Origin of the sequence: Rhodococcus sp. Eu-32 (assembly GCF_003336925.1) — a bacterium.
GTDB lineage: Bacteria > Actinomycetota > Actinomycetes > Mycobacteriales > Mycobacteriaceae > Rhodococcoides > Rhodococcoides kyotonensis_B.
The window spans coordinates 494879-512444 of sequence record NZ_QGNK01000001.1 but is presented as its reverse complement, the minus strand read 5'-3'; the positions used below and the strand labels follow the sequence as shown (position 1 = coordinate 512444).

General features: G+C 65.0%; 17 protein-coding genes. 7 read left to right on the top strand and 10 right to left on the bottom strand.

The genetic code is table 11. The features are described from left to right. Positions 1-96: 96 nt before the first annotated feature. On the bottom strand, positions 97-954 hold the full coding sequence (locus tag DK926_RS02545) for an acyl-ACP desaturase (RefSeq protein ID WP_114328360.1): 858 nt from the start codon (positions 952-954) through the stop codon (positions 97-99). Positions 955-1082: 128 nt separating this feature from the next. Here DK926_RS02545 and DK926_RS02540 point away from each other — a divergent pair, with 128 nt between their 5' ends. Further along, positions 1083-1496, top strand: a complete 414-nt coding sequence (locus DK926_RS02540) for a limonene-1,2-epoxide hydrolase family protein (protein ID WP_114328358.1) — start codon at positions 1083-1085, stop codon at positions 1494-1496. A gap of 30 nt (positions 1497-1526) precedes the next feature. On the opposite strand, the gene DK926_RS02535 is transcribed toward DK926_RS02540, so the two are convergent. Continuing rightward, on the bottom strand, positions 1527-2852 hold the full coding sequence (locus DK926_RS02535) for a PhoH family protein (RefSeq protein ID WP_068427845.1): 1326 nt from the start codon (positions 2850-2852) through the stop codon (positions 1527-1529). A gap of 432 nt (positions 2853-3284) precedes the next feature. Between DK926_RS02535 and gdhA the strand changes: the two genes are divergently transcribed. Further along, positions 3285-4622: an NADP-specific glutamate dehydrogenase gene (gdhA, locus tag DK926_RS02525; protein WP_114328355.1), complete on the top strand. Its 1338-nt coding sequence runs from the start codon at positions 3285-3287 to the stop codon at positions 4620-4622. A gap of 78 nt (positions 4623-4700) precedes the next feature. Here the strand turns inward: gdhA and glyA are convergent, their stop codons facing one another. Together glyA and DK926_RS02515 are read right to left on the bottom strand one after the other, a co-directional pair. Continuing rightward, the gene (gene glyA / locus DK926_RS02520; protein WP_114328353.1) at positions 4701-5984 is read right to left on the bottom strand and encodes a serine hydroxymethyltransferase; all 1284 of its coding nucleotides are present in this window, start codon (positions 5982-5984) and stop codon (positions 4701-4703) included. A gap of 59 nt (positions 5985-6043) precedes the next feature. Beyond that, on the bottom strand, positions 6044-7240 hold the full coding sequence (locus DK926_RS02515; protein ID WP_114328686.1) for a DUF885 domain-containing protein: 1197 nt from the start codon (positions 7238-7240) through the stop codon (positions 6044-6046). A gap of 127 nt (positions 7241-7367) precedes the next feature. Between DK926_RS02515 and coaA the strand changes: the two genes are divergently transcribed. Beyond that, positions 7368-8291 (top strand): type I pantothenate kinase, encoded by a 924-nt coding sequence (gene coaA, locus DK926_RS02510; protein WP_068427837.1) that lies wholly within the window; start codon positions 7368-7370, stop codon positions 8289-8291. 44 nt (positions 8292-8335) lie between these two features. Here coaA and DK926_RS02505 read toward each other — a convergent pair whose 3' ends face one another. Beyond that, entirely contained in the window at positions 8336-9118 is a 783-nt protein-coding gene (locus DK926_RS02505; RefSeq protein WP_068427835.1) for an isoprenyl transferase, read from the bottom strand. Between the two features lie 127 nt (positions 9119-9245). Between DK926_RS02505 and DK926_RS02500 the strand changes: the two genes are divergently transcribed. Then, the gene (locus tag DK926_RS02500; protein WP_114328351.1) at positions 9246-9911 is read left to right on the top strand and encodes a hemolysin III family protein; all 666 of its coding nucleotides are present in this window, start codon (positions 9246-9248) and stop codon (positions 9909-9911) included. Here the strand turns inward: DK926_RS02500 and DK926_RS02495 are convergent. The 3 genes from DK926_RS02495 to mca are packed head-to-tail and all read right to left on the bottom strand — an operon-like array spanning position 9908 to position 13050. Beyond that, a complete protein-coding gene (locus DK926_RS02495) occupies positions 9908-11917 on the bottom strand; it encodes a thioredoxin domain-containing protein (RefSeq protein ID WP_114328349.1) in 2010 nt (669 codons plus the stop codon). The two genes, DK926_RS02500 and DK926_RS02495, sit on opposite strands and share 4 nt — an antisense overlap. 2 nt (positions 11918-11919) lie before the next feature. Continuing rightward, entirely contained in the window at positions 11920-12174 is a 255-nt protein-coding gene (locus DK926_RS02490) for a hypothetical protein (protein WP_068427830.1), read from the bottom strand. Next, positions 12175-13050, bottom strand: coding sequence for a mycothiol conjugate amidase Mca (gene mca, locus DK926_RS02485; RefSeq protein WP_207890714.1), 876 nt, complete (start codon positions 13048-13050; stop codon positions 12175-12177). 117 nt (positions 13051-13167) lie between these two features. On the opposite strand from mca, the gene DK926_RS02480 reads away from it, so the two are divergent. The 3 genes from DK926_RS02480 (at position 13168) to DK926_RS02470 (ending at position 15643) form a co-directional block, all read left to right on the top strand. Then, entirely contained in the window at positions 13168-13590 is a 423-nt protein-coding gene (locus tag DK926_RS02480) for a DUF4307 domain-containing protein (RefSeq protein ID WP_068427824.1), read from the top strand. A gap of 210 nt (positions 13591-13800) precedes the next feature. Next, positions 13801-14295 carry a transcription elongation factor GreA gene (gene greA, locus DK926_RS02475; RefSeq protein ID WP_068429008.1) on the top strand — a complete coding sequence of 165 codons (495 nt, stop codon included), beginning with the start codon at positions 13801-13803 and terminating at the stop codon, positions 14293-14295. A gap of 91 nt (positions 14296-14386) precedes the next feature. Beyond that, positions 14387-15643, top strand: a complete 1257-nt coding sequence (locus tag DK926_RS02470; protein ID WP_114328345.1) for an acyl-CoA thioester hydrolase/BAAT C-terminal domain-containing protein — start codon at positions 14387-14389, stop codon at positions 15641-15643. Between the two features lie 9 nt (positions 15644-15652). On the opposite strand, the gene DK926_RS02465 is transcribed toward DK926_RS02470, so the two are convergent. Both DK926_RS02465 and DK926_RS02460 read right to left on the bottom strand, forming a co-directional pair. Further along, positions 15653-16444 carry an ABC transporter permease gene (locus tag DK926_RS02465; protein ID WP_068427820.1) on the bottom strand — a complete coding sequence of 264 codons (792 nt, stop codon included), beginning with the start codon at positions 16442-16444 and terminating at the stop codon, positions 15653-15655. Further along, on the bottom strand, positions 16441-17409 hold the full coding sequence (locus tag DK926_RS02460; protein WP_114328343.1) for an ATP-binding cassette domain-containing protein: 969 nt from the start codon (positions 17407-17409) through the stop codon (positions 16441-16443). The genes DK926_RS02465 and DK926_RS02460 overlap by 4 nt, the downstream gene beginning before the upstream one ends. Positions 17410-17566: the final 157 nt, after the last annotated feature.

The following is a 17566-nucleotide window of genomic DNA, read 5'->3' as shown; positions in this document are numbered from 1 at the left end:
TCGATGTTTTCGGGGACTGTCGGCCCGACAACATCGATGGCCCGTGGCAACCGTCTACAGGTTGCCACGGGCCATCGATGCGTAACAGGGCCGGCGTCAGGCCAGATGCGCCAACTCGTCGCGCGCCTTCTTTCCCTCGTCGCCGAGGTCGTCGCGGCCGAAGACGTTCCAGGTCGCGAGCAGTGGCTTGAACACTTTCTCGCGCTGTTGGTCGTCGTCGTAGATTCCCGCTTCTTTCAGCGCTTCGGTGCTGTTCGCCTTACTGGGCAGGTCGACGACCGGAATGGCGTAGCCGTTGATGCGGTCCGCGACAGCGCGCATCGTCTGGTCCGGTACGACGCCGAATCCCTCGGTGACGATGTTCGCGTAGAAGCGCGACTGCAGGACGTCGTCGGCTGCGATCTTCGTCAGGATCGTCGCGAGCACCTTGTCGCCGCCCAGTGCGACGGTGTTGGTGTTGCGCAGCGCCGCGGCGGACTCGTCGATCGCGAAGTGCGCGACGATGTCGAGCACGTGCAGGCTCGGCGCGGAGTAACCCCGCGTCATCTCCTCCATACGCACGCGCTCGAGCGCGACGGGATCGACCGCACGCGTCAGAACCAGGTAGTCGCGGAGCACGATCGCCTGACGGTTCTCCTCCGACGTCCAGCGACCCGTCCATTTCCACCAGGCACCGAGCCCGGTGAGTGCCCGAGCCAGCTCGCGGTGGTACGCGGGCAGGTTGTCGGCCACGAGCACCCCGACGGTGGCCGAGAGGATCTCGACGTCGCTCAGGTGGGACTGCTCGGGCGACCAGTCCTCACCACCGAGGAACGCGAAGTTCTTGCCCTCGTCCCACGGCGCGAAATCGTGGGGGTGCCAGTCCTCGGCTTCGTCGAGGTGGCGACGCAGGTTCTCTTCCACGGCGGGCTCCAACCGGAGCAACAGGTCGCCGTCCGTCATGTTCGTAGGCATCCGACAACCGTAGCGCCTCGTGGTGGACGACAGATGTCGTGCCCTGGACGTCTGTGAATTGTCCCAACGCCGCTGATAGCGCAGGTCTACGCTCGATTCGTCCGTGAAACGAGGGGGAGGAATTCGCCATGACCGAGACGATGCAGGCCACCGAAATGGTCGAGACCATGCTGCACGCACTACGGGATCGGAAGGTCGACACGGCCGTCGATCTGTTCGACGACGGGATCGTCTGGCACAACGTCGGGCTTCCCAAGGTGCGGGGACGCGACCGCGTCGGCAAGTACATGACGGCGCTCGCGAAACCAGATTGGGGTTTCGACGTCACGATCCACAACATCGCCGCGAACGGAAACATCGTGTTGACCGAACGCACCGACGCGATCATCTACCGGCGCCTGCGCGTCGATTTCTGGGTCTGTGGCACGTTCGAACTGCGCGACGGCAAGATCGCCGTGTGGCGCGATTACGGCGACGTCGCCGACATCTCGAAAGGATTCGCGAAGGGCGCGTTCCGTGCCCTCGTGAGTGGGAATGCATAGAGGGCTATACATTCCCACTCACGGGCGCCGCTAGGCGCCTGCGGGACCGAATTCTTCCAGCATCTCCGTCACCAGCGCGGCGATCGGCGAACGCTCACTGCGCGTGAGGGTGATGTGCGCGAAAAGCGGGTGCCCCTTGAGCTTTTCGATGACCGCGGCGACGCCGTCGTGACGCCCGACGCGCAGGTTGTCGCGCTGCGCAACGTCGTGCGTGAGGACGACGCGTGAGCCGCTGCCCAGTCGCGACAGCACCGTCAACAGGACGTTGCGTTCGAGTGACTGCGCTTCGTCGACGATCACGAACGAATCGTGCAGCGACCGTCCTCGAATGTGGGTGAGCGGCAACACTTCCAGCATTCCGCGGGCGATGACTTCTTCCATCACCTCGGGGCTCGCGAGGCCGTCGAGGGTGTCGAAGACCGCCTGGGCCCACGGACCCATCTTCTCGCTCTCGCTACCGGGGAGGTACCCCAACTCCTGACCGCCCACGGCGTAGAGAGGCCGGAACACAACGACTTTCCGATGTGTGCGACGCTCCAGGACCGCTTCGAGTCCGGCCGTCAGCGCCAGCGCCGACTTTCCGGTACCGGCCTTGCCGCCGAGCGAGACGATACCGACGCTCTCGTCGAGCAGAAGATCGAGCGCCACACGCTGTTCCGCGGACCGGCCGTGCAGGCCGAACGCCTCGCGTTCACCGCGGACGAGCTGAACCTGCTTGTCGGGTGTGACGCGCCCCAACGCGCTCGAACGACCACCGAGCAGACGAACTCCGGTGTGACACGGCATCTCTCGCGCACCGTCGAGATCGATGACACCCTCGGCGAACAGCTGATCGATGTCGCCGGGCTGCACCTCCAGTTCGGCCATACCGGTCCATCCCGACGGCACGACGTCGTGCGCGTGGTACTCGTCGGCACGAAGTCCGACGGCACCGGCTTTGACGCGGAGCGGGATGTCCTTGCTGACCAGCACGACGTCCTTGCCCTCGGCTGCGAGATTGAGTGCGCAGGCGAGGATTCGCGAGTCGTTGGAATCGGTTCGAAATCCCACGGGAAGCACCGACGGATCGGTGTGATTGAGCTCGACTTGCAGTGTGCCGCCGTCGTTTCCGATCGGAACCGGCTGATCGAGACGGCCGTGCTCGACACGGAGATCGTCGAGCATACGTAGGGATTCCCGCGCGAACCATCCCAGTTCGTGGTGATGGCGCTTTCCCTCCAACTCGCTGATGACCACCAGCGGCAGGACCACATTGTGCTCGGCGAACCGGATGACTGCCCACGGGTCCGACAACAGAACCGAGGTATCCAGGACGAAGGTCCGAAGAGGGGCGGAAACGGAGCGTGAAGTGGTCACGTGGGGCTCCTATGTCTCGCGCGGCACCGCGCGGACTGTGTCGCTCGGCCGGTCGGTCTGACGTGTCAGATGACACGAGGACCGGGTGCCGGCCCTCTCGCGCTCACTAGCTCAGTCACGTATCAGAACCTCCCGCACAGACAACTTCCCCGCTGCCTGTTACTGCCGACGGTACAGGCGATTCCGACGATTGGCTCGGCGAGCGAAGGGCGTGTCGATGAACAACGCGTAAACCGATTTCAGCTGCTGTGACGGCGCGAAACGCGCGAAATTCAGGCGAGTCCGCGACGGTGTCGCGGCGCCCGGTGGGCACATTCGTCGTGCGAATGCGGCTGTCTGCATTCATACCATCCCGTCGGCCCCGAACTACCCCACTTCGATACCTGTCATTTGATTTGAAAGGATTACCTAACATACGAAAGGAAGACGATCGTGAACGCCAAGCTGGAGAAAGCACTCGCCGAAGTGGTCCGCCGCAACGCAGGTGAGCCCGAATTCCACCAAGCCGTCACCGAGGTGTTCGAGTCGCTCGCCGTCATCGTGGAGCGCTATCCCGATTACGCCGACGCGGCGCTCATCGAGCGGCTGTGCGAACCGGAGCGACAGATCATCTTCCGTGTTCCGTGGATAGACGACGCAGGCCAGGTCCACGTCAACCGCGGTTTTCGGGTGCAGTACAGCAGCGTCCTCGGACCCTACAAGGGCGGACTGCGCTTCCACCCGAGCGTCAATCTGTCGATCGTCAAGTTCCTCGGCTTCGAGCAGATCTTCAAGAACTCGCTGACCGGGCTCCCGATCGGCGGAGGCAAGGGTGGTGCCGACTTCGATCCGAAGGGGCGTAGCGACTTCGAGGTGCTGCGGTTCTGCCAGTCCTTCATGACCGAGCTGTACCGTCACATCGGCGAGTACACCGACGTGCCTGCCGGCGACATCGGCGTCGGAGGACGCGAGATCGGATACCTCTTCGGCCAGTACAAGAGACTCACCAACACGCACGAATCGGGTGTGCTGACGGGCAAGGGCTTGAGCTGGGGTGGATCCCAAGTCCGCAAGGAGGCAACGGGATACGGCCTCGCCTACTTCGTGTCGAACATGCTCGCCGCCGAGAACGACTCGTTCGACGGCAAACGCGTCACGGTGTCGGGCTCGGGCAACGTCGCGATCTACGCGATCGAGAAGGTCCAGCAACTCGGCGGCCTCGTCGTCGCCTGTTCCGACTCGAACAGCTACGTCGTCGACGAGGACGGCATCGACCTCGACGTACTGAAGGACATCAAAGAGGTTCGGCGCGGGCGACTTTCGGAATACACCGAACAGCGCCCGAACGCTCACGTCATCGAGGGCGGTTCGGTGTGGGACGTCGCGTGCGACGTCGCATTGCCGTGTGCAACGCAGAACGAGCTCGACGACAAAGCCGCCGAGATCCTGGTGCGAGGCGGGACGACGATCGTCGCCGAGGGCGCCAACATGCCGGTGACGCCTCGCGCAACCGCGGTCTTCGAGAAGGCCTCGGTACGTTTCGCACCCGGCAAGGCAGCGAATGCGGGCGGTGTGGCGACGTCGGCGCTGGAGATGCAGCAGAACGCGTCGCGCGACTCGTGGCATTTCGACTACACCGACCAGCGATTGGCGTCGATCATGTCCGACATCTTCGACCGGTGCCGCGACTCCGCCGACGAGTACGGCCGGCCCTACGACTATGCGCTCGGCGCGAACATCGCCGGCTTCACCAAGGTTGCCGACGCCATGATCGCGACCGGCGTGATCTGACCCTCCCCCGACAACATCGATGGGCCGCGGCAACCGTCTACCGGTTGCCGCGGCCCATCGATGCGGAAAGCGGGGCGTCTAGCCCAACAGGCCCCAGTCCTCGAGGCCGTCGTACAGCGGCTTGCTCTGCGCCAGCTTCACGACGCGTTCCTTCAGCGAATCGCTGGCCTCACCGGTTGCGAGGGCGGTGCCGATGATGTCGGCGACCTCGGTGAACTCGGCTTCACCGAAACCACGCGTTGCGAGGGCGGCGGTTCCGATACGCAGACCGGAGGTGACCATCGGCGGGCGCGGGTCGAACGGCACGGCGTTGCGGTTGACGGTGATGCCGACCTCGTGCAGCAGATCCTCGGCCTGCTGGCCGTCGAGCTCGCTGTTACGCAGGTCCACCAACGCCAGGTGAACGTCGGTGCCACCGGTCAGGACCGAGACACCCTTGTCGGCGACGTCTTTGGCGAGCAGACGATCGGCCACCAGCGAGGCGCCCAGCAGTGTGCGCTCCTGACGTTCCTTGAACTCGGGCGTCGACGCGATCTTGAAGGCCACGGCCTTCGCTGCGACGGCGTGCATGAGCGGGCCGCCCTGCTGGCCCGGGAACACGGCCGAGTTGATCTTCTTGGCCCATTCCTTCTTGGCGAGGATCAGGCCGGAACGAGGTCCGCCGAGGGTCTTGTGAACGGTCGAGGACACGACGTCGGCGTAAGGCACGGGCGACGGGTGGAGTCCGGCGGCAACCAGGCCGGCGAAGTGGGCCATGTCGACCCACAGCAGTGCTCCGACCTCGTCGGCGATCGCACGGAACGCCTCGAAGTCCTGGTGACGCGGGTAGGCCGACCAGCCTGCGATGATGACCTGCGGCTTGGACTGGACGGCCTGCTTACGCAGCTCGTCCATGTCGATGCGGTGGTCTTCCTTGCTGACGCCGTAGGACTCGACCTCGTACAGCTTGCCGGAGAAGTTGAGCTTCATGCCGTGCGTGAGGTGGCCGCCGTGGGCGAGATCGAGACCGAGGATCTTGTCGCCCGGGTTGATCAGCGCCATCAGGACGGCGGCGTTGGCCTGCGCACCCGCGTGCGGCTGAACGTTGGCGAACTCGGCGCCGAACAGTTCCTTCGCACGGCTACGCGCGAGATCCTCGACGACGTCGACGTGCTCGCAGCCGCCGTAATAGCGGCGTCCCGGGTAGCCCTCGGCGTACTTGTTGGTCAGAACGCTGCCCTGGGCCTGCAGAACTGCGCGGGGAACGAAGTTCTCCGACGCGATCATCTCCAGGGTGTCGCGCTGACGACCGAGTTCGCCCGCCATCGCCTCGGCGACCTCGGGGTCGAGTTCGGCCAGCGACAGGTTGTTGACGTCGGTCATTTCAAGAATCTCCAAGGGGAACGCAGTGGGATTGGCGTACCCAGTTTAGAAGATGCGGCTCACGCCTCTCGCAGCGCGCTCGGAATCAGGGGCTCGTCGAGAAGCCGTCCGAACAGGGCGGATCGTTCGGTGACCGTTTTGCCCTGATCGAGCCAGCTTCCCAGGAGCTTGTATCCCTCGACGTACGTGCTGATGTAGGCCCTCCACAGCGGCGACGACAGGAACTTCAGGCTCTGACGCGCCCGCTTCGGCGACGCCAGCGACCATTTCTCCAGGTAGGCGGCGACGTCGTCCTGGCTTCGGTGCTGATCGTGCAGCAACAGGGCAGCGTCCTGACGAACCCCGAGCAGCTGGCCCGACGCATTCGCCAGTCGCTCGGCTTTCTCGCCGTCGAAACGCAGACCGAGGTCGGCGTAGATCTCCTGCGCCCACAGACCCCATCCCGGTCCGACGATGGACTTCAGGGCGAGGTCGGCAAGGCCTTCGGCCATCAGGCACTGCGGGGTGTTGACGAGGAACAGCGTCTGCTCGAGCTGGCCCGACGATACGAGACCGGCTTCCTTGCGGCAGTGCTCGGTGTGGTGGCCCGGGTACGCCTCGTGCGCGATGAGGTGCGGCAGGTTCGCCATCTGTTGCTCGAGGTCGGAGTTGATCGCGACGGTCGACTTGTAATCGCCGAGGTAGTAGTTGAAGCCCGACCAGGGCTTGTCGCCGACGACCTCGTACGTGACCTGCTCGGTCTCGGGCAGCGTGTACTCGGCGCGGACCTTGTCACGCAGCGCGCTGGAGAACGCGTCGACACACTCCTGTAGGCGGTCGGCGGGAACGACGTCACTCGCCCGATGCGCGGCCAAACGCTCGGCGAGCGAGCCCGGACCGGCCAGGACCTCGTCCATGCGGCGGTGCGCCTCGCGGTACTCGTCCTGATCGCCCGCCTCGATGCGGACGTCGAAGTAGGCGAACACCTCGTCGACGAACCCGATGTCGTCGCCGGCGAACTTCCGCCCCGAGCATTCGAGCGCACGCAGGTGCACGTCGATGAATTCGGCCCGCTGCGTCGGCAACTCGGTGCCCTGCAGTTCTTCTCGCAGTTCCGCGGCCCGACGCGCCAGCGCGCGCGGTTCGGGAGCGGGGGCGTTCTCGACCTGTCGACGCAGCTCGGGATCGCCGGTGTAGGCATCGACGAAGCCTTCCTCCAGTCGATCGAAGCCGAGACCGAGGACTAGATATTCACGAACAAAACTATCGGCGTTCATGAGATCCGACGATAGGTGAGCCACCCCGGCCGTGCGAGCCGCCGTGGCACCGAGCACAATCTGAGAACATGGGAAGACCCTCGTGCGCCTTTTGCGTACTTTCCGGTACTCGAAAGGCTCACGAGCAGTGAGCGAATCCAGCCCGTACGTCGAGTTCGACCGCAAGCAGTGGCGGACGCTCCGCCAGTCGACGCCGTTGGTGCTCACCGAGGAAGAACTCGTCGGCCTGCGTGGTCTCGGTGAGCAGATCGACCTGGAGGAAGTGGCCGAGGTCTATCTGCCGCTTGCCAGGCTCATTCATCTCCAGGTCGCTGCGCGTCAGCGATTGTTCGCCGCGACGGCCACGTTCCTCGGCGAGAAGCACCCGGATCGGCAGGTGCCGTTCGTCATCGGCGTCGCCGGAAGCGTCGCCGTCGGGAAATCGACGACGGCTCGTGTTCTGCAGGCGTTGCTCGCCCGCTGGGACCACCACCCACGCGTCGACCTCGTCACGACCGACGGATTCCTCTATTCGACGGCCGAACTCATGCGTCGAGGCATCCTGCACCGCAAGGGTTTTCCGGAGAGCTACGATCGCCGCAAACTGCTGCGCTTCGTCACCGAGGTCAAGTCGGGTGCGGAAGAGGTTGCGGCGCCCGTGTATTCGCACGTGTCGTACGACATCGTCAAGGGTCAGCTCCACATGGTTCGGCAGCCCGACATCCTCATCGTCGAGGGGCTGAACGTGCTTCAGACCGGACCGCGCCTGATGGTGTCGGATCTGTTCGACTTCTCCATCTACGTCGACGCGCGCATCGAGGACATCGAGTCCTGGTACGTCAAGCGATTCCTCGCACTGCGTGAGACGTCGTTCGCGGATCCGGATGCGCACTTCCACCACTACGCGAATCTGTCCGATGAGCATGCGCGCATCGCCGCCGAGGATCTGTGGCACTCGATCAACCTGCCGAACCTCGTCGACAACATCCTTCCGACGCGGCCGCGGGCGACGATGGTGTTACGTAAGGACGCCGATCACACGATCAACCGGTTGCGGCTCCGCAAGCTGTAGTCGTGCGCGCGAATGTACAGCGGGCTGTACATTCGCGCGCACGACTAGACCCCGAACCGTCGATGCCGCGCGGCGTAGTCGCGCAGAGCGCGCAGGAAGTCGACGCGTCGGAATTCCGGCCAGTAGGCCTCGGTGAACCAGATTTCCGAGTACGCGCTCTGCCAGAGCAGGAAACCCGACAGCCTCTGCTCCCCCGACGTGCGGATCACGAGGTCCGGATCGGGCTGCCCGGACGTGTACAGGTGTGAGTCGATGGCGTCGACGGTGATCGACTGGACCAGATCCTCCCCGGACACCCCCTCCGAGATCTGTTCGCCGATCAGCGACTGCACGGCGTCGGCGATCTCCTGTCGCCCGCCGTAGCCGACGGCGACGTTGACGTGGGTTCCGGACCGACCTGCGGTGAGGTCGGCGGCTTCCTTGAGACGGCGTGCCGTCGCTGCCGGCAACAGGTCGAGCGTGCCGACTATCTTCACGCCCCAGTTCTGTTCCGGACCACAGATCTCCTCGACGACGTCGGTGATGATCTCGAGCAGAGAATCGAGCTCGTCGGGATCACGTCGCAGATTTTCGGTGGAGAGTAGATAGATGGTGGCCATCTCGATACCTGCCGCGTCGCACCAACCGAGCATCTCGGCGATCTTCAGCGCGCCCATCCGATGTCCGTGTGCGACGTCGGTGAAGCCGTTCTCACGTGCCCAGCGGCGGTTGCCGTCGCACATCACGGCGACGTGACGCGGATGCGCCACACCGTCGAGCTGAGTCAACAGACGTCGCTCGTACACGTTGTAGAGGACGCTGCGCACCTTGGTCGGGAGAATCTTCACCGAGACATCACCACTGCCACATCACCACGGGGGACAACCTTACGCCGACACGGTCGAACTACACGCCGGTACAGTGAGCAGCGAACCTACGGTTGCGTAGGTTCGGGCACGTGAGGAGGTCACGCCGATGACGATGTTCGGAATCGACGAACTGCCGGTCAAGCCGCGTATGCGGGGCTGGATTCACCTGTATGCGTTCGGATTCGCGGTCGTATCCGGAGTCGTGCTGGTCACCCTCGCGTTCACGCTGGTCTCGGTGAGCGCCGGCATCGCAACCGCGGTCTACGCGACGACGGTCTGCGGTGTGTTCGGTGTGAGCGCCACGTACCACCGCGTGCACTGGGACAACCCGACACATCGCATATGGATGAAGCGGGCCGACCATTCGATGATCTTTCTGTTCATCGCCGGCAGTTACACCCCGTTCGCGGTGCTCGGCCTGCCGACCACGACGGGGCGCACGCTGCTGATCGTCGTCTGGGCAGGCGCGCTGGGAGGCGTCGCGCTCAAGATGCTGTGGCCGCATGCGCCCCGGTGGGTCGGCGTTCCGCTCTACCTGCTCCTGGGATGGGCGATCGTTCCGGTCGCTCCGACGCTCATCGAGCACGTCGGCTACGCGCCGTTCGTACTGCTTCTCGTCGGCGGCGTCCTGTACAGCGTCGGCGCCGTTCTGTACGCCACCAAATGGCCCAACCCATGGCCGACGACGTTCGGGCACCACGAGTTCTTCCACGCGGCAACCGTGCTCGCAGCGATCTGCCACCTCGTCGCGGTGTGGCTCGTGGTCTTCTAGCGTCGCAAGGCGGCGATCAGGTCGTCTTCGGTGGTGACGGGCCGATCGCACACGAATCCGCGGCACACGTACGCCGCCTCCCGACCGTCGACGGTCGGTCGATCGGCGAGCAGAGGCGACGAATCGACGACGCCCGAGACGATCGTCGTACCGCCGGGTGCGTACCGGCGCGCCACCTCGAGCAGACGGCCGGACTCGCTGGCAGAGATGGCCACCTGCAACGGGCCTCGCACCGACGCTTCCGCCACCGCGAGCCAGTGGCCGCCCGATCGCGGTGCACGCCCCAGCACGACGGCTGCGCGCGCCAGACCGGCTGCCGCCAGCTCCCCGTACCGCGCCGACTCCGACGGCGGTACCAGCGCCTCGGCCGTCAGCAAGGCCTCGGTGATCGTCGACGCTCCCGACGGGGTCGCGTTGTCGAGGGGGTCTCGCGGACGGGTGACGAGAGTTTCGGCGTCGTCGGCGGTGTCGAACCAGCTGCCGGGGTTGTCCGCGTCGGCGAAGTGAGCGATTGCCGTATCGAGCACGGTGCGCGCGCGGTCGGACCAGACCGGATCCCCGGTGGCCTGGAACAGCGTCTGCGCCGCGACCGCGAGACTCGCGTAGTCCTCGAGCACCCCCGGTGCCTCGCCGACGTGGGATCCGAGCGACGCCCGACGCAGCCGGCCGTTCTCGTCGTGCGTCGCTAAGATCTGTTCGGCGCATTCGACGGCAGCATCGACCCAGTCGCTGCGGCCGAGGCCGGATCCGACTTCGGCGAGGGCGGTGATCGCGAGCCCGTTCCACGCGGTGACGACCTTGTCGTCGCGTCCCGGCTGAGGACGACGGTCGCGTGCGTCCTTCAGCGCTGCGCAGACACGGTCGAAACGTTCGATGTCGTCCGGGTCCTCCGGCAACTGCAGCACCGACATGCCTGCTTCGAACGTGCCCGTGGTGTCCACGACGAACAGGCCCGCGGCCCACACACCGTCCTCGAACCCGAGGACCTCGACGAGCTGTTCGGGTGTCCACGCGTACGTCAGACCTTCGACGCCTTCGGTGTCGGCATCGAGGGCGGATGCGAAACAACCACTGTCGGTGCGTAGTTCGTGCAGCATGAATCCTGCTGTCGCGGTGGCGACGCGCAGGGCCGTCGAATCGCCCGTGACGCGGGCGAGATGACCGTAGAAGCGAAGCAGCAAGGCGTTGTCGTACAGCATCTTCTCGAAGTGCGGGACGACCCATTCCGCGTCGACCGAGTAGCGCGCGAATCCGCCGCCGATCTGGTCGTACATCCCGCCACGAGCCATCGCCGACGCCGTACGCATCACCGTCGCCAGAGCTTCTTCGGACCCGGTGCGTTCGTGATGACGCAGCAGCCCTTCGAGCAACGGTCCCGGTGGAAACTTGGGTGCACCTCCGAAGCCACCCCGGTCGACGTCCTCGTCCCGCAGCACGGCGGCGACGGCGTCGGCGAGCAGGTCGGCGTCGACGGGTCGATCCGACGCCGGTAGCCCGCCCGAGTTCTGCTTCAAGGCCGTGACGACGGCAGCCGACGCGTCGAACACCTCGGTACGACGCGTCCTCCACGTGTCGGCGATGGCCTCGAGCAACTGCGTGAACGACGGGCTACCCGCGCGTGGTTTCGGTGGGTAGTAGGTGCCGCAGTAGAACGGCTCGGTATCCGGCGTCAGGAAGCAGGTCATCGGCCAGCCGCCCTGGCCCGTCATCGCGACCGTCGCGTTCATGTAGACCGCGTCGAGGTCGGGACGTTCCTCGCGATCGACCTTGATGCAGACGAAATGCTCGTTCATGACGGCCGCGGTGGCCTCGTCCTCGAACGACTCGTGTGCCATGACGTGGCACCAATGGCATGCGGAGTATCCGATGGACAGCAGGATCGGCACGTCGCGCTCGCGGGCGGACTCCAGGGCTTCTTCGGACCACTGCTGCCAGTGCACCGGATTGTCGGCGTGCTGCCGCAGGTACGGACTGGTCGAGTCCCCGAGTGCGTTGGCGCCGAGCATCGTCAGCTGTCGCGAGGTTCGGTCTCGGTCCGGTCGGTGTCTCGGACGGCACCGCGGTCGGTGCCCTCGTCGAATTCCCGGTCGGCACCCGGATCGTCCTTTTCGAAGGATTCCGGAAGCTTCTTGATCTGTTTGTTCATCGACCAGATGAGGAACGCGGTGCCGACGAGAAGCGCGACGATGATCACCAGACCGACCGGAGACGACTTACCGAACTCCGGCCCGGTCGGCTGCTGCGCCAAGATGGAGATGATCACTCAGGCGTCCTCGGGATCGATACCGGCGAACAAATCGGTTTCGGGGATCGACGTCTTCACGCGGGTGCGTGCGAGTTCGTATTCCTCGGTAGGCCACAGTTTACGTTGCACGTCGACCGGCACGGCGAAGAACGAACCGTTCGGATCGATCTGCGTGGCATGGGCGCGCAGAGCGTCGTCGCGCTGTTCGAAGTAGTCGCCGACGGTCACCTGCGTGGTGATGCGTTCCATGATCTCGTCGCGATCGGTGGTCCACCGCTTCAGCCAATCGACGAAGGGGCTTTCCTCGCCGCGGTCGATGAACCAGTCGTGGAACAGCTGCATCCTCTTACGCAGGAAGCCGTGCGAGTAGTAGAGCTTGAGCGGCGTCCACGGCTCGCCCGCGTCCGGGAACTTCTCCGGGTCACCCGCCGCCTCGAATGCGGCGACGGACACTTCGTGGCACCGGATGTGGTCGGGGTGCGGGTATCCGCCCTTCTCGTCGTACGTGGTCATCACGTGCGGCTTGAACTCGCGGACGACCTTGACGAGCGCTTCGGTGGATTCCTCGAGCGGGACCAGAGCGAAACACCCCTCGGGCAGCGGCGGCAGCGGGTCACCCTCGGGAAGTCCCGAGTCGACGAATCCGAGCCAGGTCTGCTGCACGCCGAGGATTCGTGCCGCCTCGGCCATCTCCTCGCGTCGCACCTCTTCGATGCGCTCGTGGATTCCGGGAATGTCCATCGCCGGATTGAGGATGTCTCCTCGTTCGCCTCCGGTCAGCGTGACGACGAGAACGTCGTTTCCCTCGGCCGCGTACCGAGCCATCGTCGCCGCGCCCTTGCTCGACTCGTCGTCGGGATGGGCGTGCACAGCCATGAGCCGTAGTCCGGACACGTTCTTTCCTCACCTCAGCGTCGCCTGCTTGGAACCTGCCCCTATAGTTCCACCTGACGCCGACAACACTTGCACCGGCTGCCGAAGAAACAATCCGATCCACCGACGAAGGCTCGAATGACTGCCACGCTCCCCGAAGGCCGGTATCCGAGGTCGACGCACCGCAGTATCGGCCGAGGCGTCAAGCTGGCCGTGATCGCGCTCGCGGTTGTGATCGGACTCGGGGTTGCGTTCGTCGCCTACCAGCGTTTCTCCGTCAAGGACGTCGAAGGAACCGCGCTGGCATTCGATCTGCTCGACGACGAAACGGTGTCGATTCGCTTCAGCGTCACGCGTGCCCACCCCGATCAGGAAGCCGTCTGCATCGTCCGCGCCAGGTCTCGTGACGGATCCGAGACGGGCCGACGCGAGGTACTCGTTCCGGGATCGGCGGACCGCGAGGTCGAGGTGGTCTCCGAGGTCAAGACGTCGCAACCACCGGCCGTCGGCGATGTCTACGGGTGCAGTCTGAATGTTCCGCAATATTTACGCGGAAGCTGACCGAACGCCTGCTCGTGGTAACATCTACCCGTACACGGTTCCGCACTGGGGCCGTGTATTGCTGCATTGACGGTCGATTGAGCGGACCGATCCGGGGGGACTCCGAGAGACAAGAGCCTCGTGGATCGATGCGTTCGTCAGCGCTCGCGCGTCCGTCCGCAGGCACACCAGAAGCCCGCTGCGGCTTCGACTTACAAGGGAGTGATCGAGATGACCGAGACGCAGGTGACCTGGCTCACCCAGGAGTCACATGACAGGCTCAAGAGCGAACTCGACCAACTCATTTCCAATCGTCCGGTCATCGCCGCCGAGATCAACGAGCGACGCGAAGAGGGCGATCTGAAAGAGAACGGCGGATACCACGCTGCGCGCGAGGAGCAGGGCCAGCAGGAAGCTCGCATTCGCCAGCTGCAGGAGCTGTTGAACTCCGCCAAGGTCGGTGAAGCACCTACCCAGTCCGGCGTCGCGCTGCCCGGATCCGTCGTGAAGGTCTACTACGACGGCGACGAGTCCGATACCGAAACGTTCCTCATCGCCACGCGCGAAGAAGGTGCACGCAACGGCAAGCTGGAGGTCTACTCCCCCAGCTCGCCCCTCGGCGGTGCCCTCATCGACGCGAAGGTCGGTGACACCCGTGAGTACACCCTGCCCAACGGCAAGACCATGAAGGTCACGCTGCTCAGCGCGGAGCCATACCACGAGTAAGCCCGCTCCAGCCGAAAGCCCCACCCGCCAGGGTGGGGCTTTTTGCGTTATACGGCCGACACCGGCGCGAGACGCGGCGCACACTTGACCGATGGAGCCCGTATCACTGCAGGTGGACCCGGTTTCCGGGCCCATCGACAGCCCCACGGTCTTTCGTGTTCACGGCGTCCGACCGGGTCTGCCGGTCCACCTCGACGTCGCCACCGTCGACGACGACGGTCACCACTGGGTGTCCCATCAGGACTACGATATCGACGCCGACGGGCGACTGAAGATGGCCGACCCGGACCGCCCGTGGTGGAACATGCAGTTCGTCGACGAAGGCGTCGCACCGGTGACGTTCGTCGGCTCCGAAGCAGGCCTCGACTACCGCGTCTCCGTACACGCTCACGAAGGATCGTCGAGCACGACGATCCGTCGCAGCTGGGGCGACGACGTCGTGCGCGAGGACCACGCCGGCAAGGGGTGGCGTCTGCGTGTCTACCTGCCGGACACGAGCGAGGACGTCACCGCGGGAGTTCTGCTGCTGCCCGGCACGATGGGCGCCCGACCCTCGACGCCGACCGCGGCATTGCTCGCGTCGCACGGTTACGTCAGCGCCGTCCTGTCCTACATGGGAGAACCCGGGCTGCCCGACGGCTTCGAGTCCATTCCGATCGAAGCGGTGGCTGCCGGGATCGCGGCCTTCGCGTCGCACGAACGCGTCGACGCCGACCGCATCGCGCTGCACGCCGCGTCGGTGGGCGCCTCCGTTGCCTTGTCCACCCTTGCCCGCACACCCGAGCTGACCGTGCGCTCGGTCGTCGCGCTCGCGCCGACACACGTCGTTCTTCAAGCGCTGTCCGACACCGGGCCGCCGCCGCGGGCGTCGTCGCTGACCGAGGCGGGTGAACCGTTGCCGTACATGCCGATTCGCGCCGAGAGACTCGTCGGGCAGATCGTGAAGAGGACCGTCGGACGGCTGTTCTCGCCGTCGCCGACGTCGCGCGCGCTGTCATTGCGACCCGCCTACTCCGCAGGCCTGCGCGACGACGAGGCCGTCGCGCGGGCCGTCATTCCGGTGGAGAAGATCGACGCGCCGATGCTCGCGATCGCGGGCGTCGCGGACGCGTCGTATCCGGCGGATCGGATGGCGCGAGCGCTGATTGCGCGACGCCATCGTGACACCGACCGACTTCTCGTGTTGCCGAACGCGGGCCATTTCCTCCGGCCGCCGGCAACGCCGACGACCGTGGACCGCAACAACTTCATCGTGTCCGGAGGCACGCCCGCCGGCACGGCCAAAGGCCAGCGACGGGCGTGGACGGAGACTCTCGACTTCCTGGCGGAAACCCTTGCCACCGAATGAGGTACGAGATCAGGCGGTCAGGGTCCGCTCGTACTTGCGCACCGACAACGGCACGAAGATCACCAGGAACAGCACGACCCAGATCAACGTGTACAGCACCGGGTTCTGCAGCGGCCAGACATCCGGCGGCGGAACCATGGGATTGGTGTTTCCGAACAGTTCACGCACCGCCTGGGTGACGGCCGAGATCGGATTCCACTCCGCGATCGTCTTCAGGACCGTCGGGAAACCGTCGATCGGCACGAACGTGTTGGCGATGAACGTCAGCGGGAAGATCACGATGAACGACGCGTTGTTGAAGATCTCCGGCGACCGCACCGTCAATCCGACGAAGGCCATGACCCACGAGATCGAGTACGCGAACAACAGCAGCAGAACGTACCCGGCGACTGCTTCGAAGAACGACGACGTGATGCGCCACCCGACGATGAGTCCGGTGATCGACATGATCGTGATGGTCACGATGTTGTTGCCGACGTCGGCTGCCGTCCGACCGATCACGACGGCCGACCTGGCCATCGGGAGCGATCGGAACCGGTCCATGACGCCCTTCTGCAGATCCTCCGCGAGCGACGATCCGGTGATCGATGCCCCGAAGATCATGGTCTGTACGAAGATGCCGCCCATGAGGAAGCTCTTGTAGTCGACCCCGGGAACGTCGATGGCACTGCCGAAGACGTACGCGAACAGCAGCACGAACATGATGGGCGACAGCGTCGCGAAGAACAGCAGGTCGGGAACCCGCTTGAGCTTGATCAGGTTTCGCTTGGTGACTATCAGCGAATCGTGTGCGACGGTCATTTCGCTTCCTCCACGGGTGCGTCGGCCTCGGTGACATGGCCGGTGAGCGTGAGAAACACGTCGTCGAGATTGGGCCGTCGCAATCCGACGTCCACCACCTTGACTCCGGCGTCCTTCAGCTGAACGAGAGCGGTGGTCAGGTCGTCGGCGCCGTCGCCCACGGAGACGGCGAGGCGACGCGCCTGCTCGTCGTACACCGGAGTGTCGACGCCGATCGGCGTCAGGATCTGCTCGGCGCGCTCGCGGTCGGCCGGGTCGATGAGCACGAATTCGAGCCGTTCGCCGCCGACCTGTTCCTTGAGCTGATCGGCCGTGCCCCTGGCGATGATCGATCCTTTGTCGAGCACGATGATCGAGTCGGCCAACCGGTCCGCTTCTTCGAGGTACTGCGTGGTCAGCAGAATGGTGGTGCCGTCCTTGACGAGGTCGGCGATGAACTCCCACATGGCAATTCGGCTGCGCGGGTCGAGGCCCGTGGTGGGCTCGTCGAGAAACACGACCTTCGGCCGCCCGATGAGACTGGCCGCGATGTCGAGTCGACGACGCATACCGCCCGAATACTGCTTCGCAGTCCGGTCGCGTGCGTATTCGAGATCGAACCGTTCGAGTAGTTCGTTGGCGCGGCGACGTGCCTCGGCCTTCTTCAGACCGAACAGCCGCCCGACCATCTCGAGATTCTCGTAACCCGTCAGATATTCGTCGACGGCAGCGAACTGGCCCGTGAGTCCGATCGTCTTGCGGACCTCGTTCGGGTGCTCACCCACGTCGACGCCGTGGACGCGCGCGGTGCCCGACGTCGCCTTCAGCAAGGTCGCGAGAATACGAACGGCCGTCGTCTTTCCGGCCCCGTTGGGACCGAGTACGCCGAGGACGGTGCCCTCGGGGACGGTGAAGCTGATCCCGGCGAGCGCGGTGTTCTTCCCGTACTCCAGTACTAGATCTTCGACTTCGATGGCATGTGCCATGGTGTGTAACCCCATTCCTGTGATGCATCCGTACTGCAGACTCGGAACGCGTCGAACATTAATCGGTGCCGCGGACACCTGCTGTCCTGAAGAAGTTTTCTCGTGAACGGCCCCCACGTCGCTCGCACCGCGGTCACCTTACGGTCTCGGACCGACA

Bases quoted from the DNA above. Each gene is read 5' to 3' on its own strand.
- DK926_RS02545 (WP_114328360.1), bottom strand. From the start codon at position 954: ATGCCTACGAACATGACGGACGGCGACCTGTTGCTCCGGTTGGAGCCC.
- DK926_RS02540 (WP_114328358.1), top strand. From the start codon at position 1,083: ATGACCGAGACGATGCAGGCCACCGAAATGGTCGAGACCATGCTGCAC.
- glyA (WP_114328353.1), bottom strand. From the start codon at position 5,984: ATGACCGACGTCAACAACCTGTCGCTGGCCGAACTCGACCCCGAGGTC.
- DK926_RS02515 (WP_114328686.1), bottom strand. From the start codon at position 7,240: ATGAACGCCGATAGTTTTGTTCGTGAATATCTAGTCCTCGGTCTCGGC.
- DK926_RS02500 (WP_114328351.1), top strand. From the start codon at position 9,246: ATGACGATGTTCGGAATCGACGAACTGCCGGTCAAGCCGCGTATGCGG.
- DK926_RS02495 (WP_114328349.1), bottom strand. From the start codon at position 11,917: ATGCTCGGCGCCAACGCACTCGGGGACTCGACCAGTCCGTACCTGCGG.
- DK926_RS02480 (WP_068427824.1), top strand. From the start codon at position 13,168: ATGACTGCCACGCTCCCCGAAGGCCGGTATCCGAGGTCGACGCACCGC.
- greA (WP_068429008.1), top strand. From the start codon at position 13,801: ATGACCGAGACGCAGGTGACCTGGCTCACCCAGGAGTCACATGACAGG.
- DK926_RS02470 (WP_114328345.1), top strand. From the start codon at position 14,387: ATGGAGCCCGTATCACTGCAGGTGGACCCGGTTTCCGGGCCCATCGAC.
- DK926_RS02465 (WP_068427820.1), bottom strand. From the start codon at position 16,444: ATGACCGTCGCACACGATTCGCTGATAGTCACCAAGCGAAACCTGATC.
- DK926_RS02460 (WP_114328343.1), bottom strand. From the start codon at position 17,409: ATGGCACATGCCATCGAAGTCGAAGATCTAGTACTGGAGTACGGGAAG.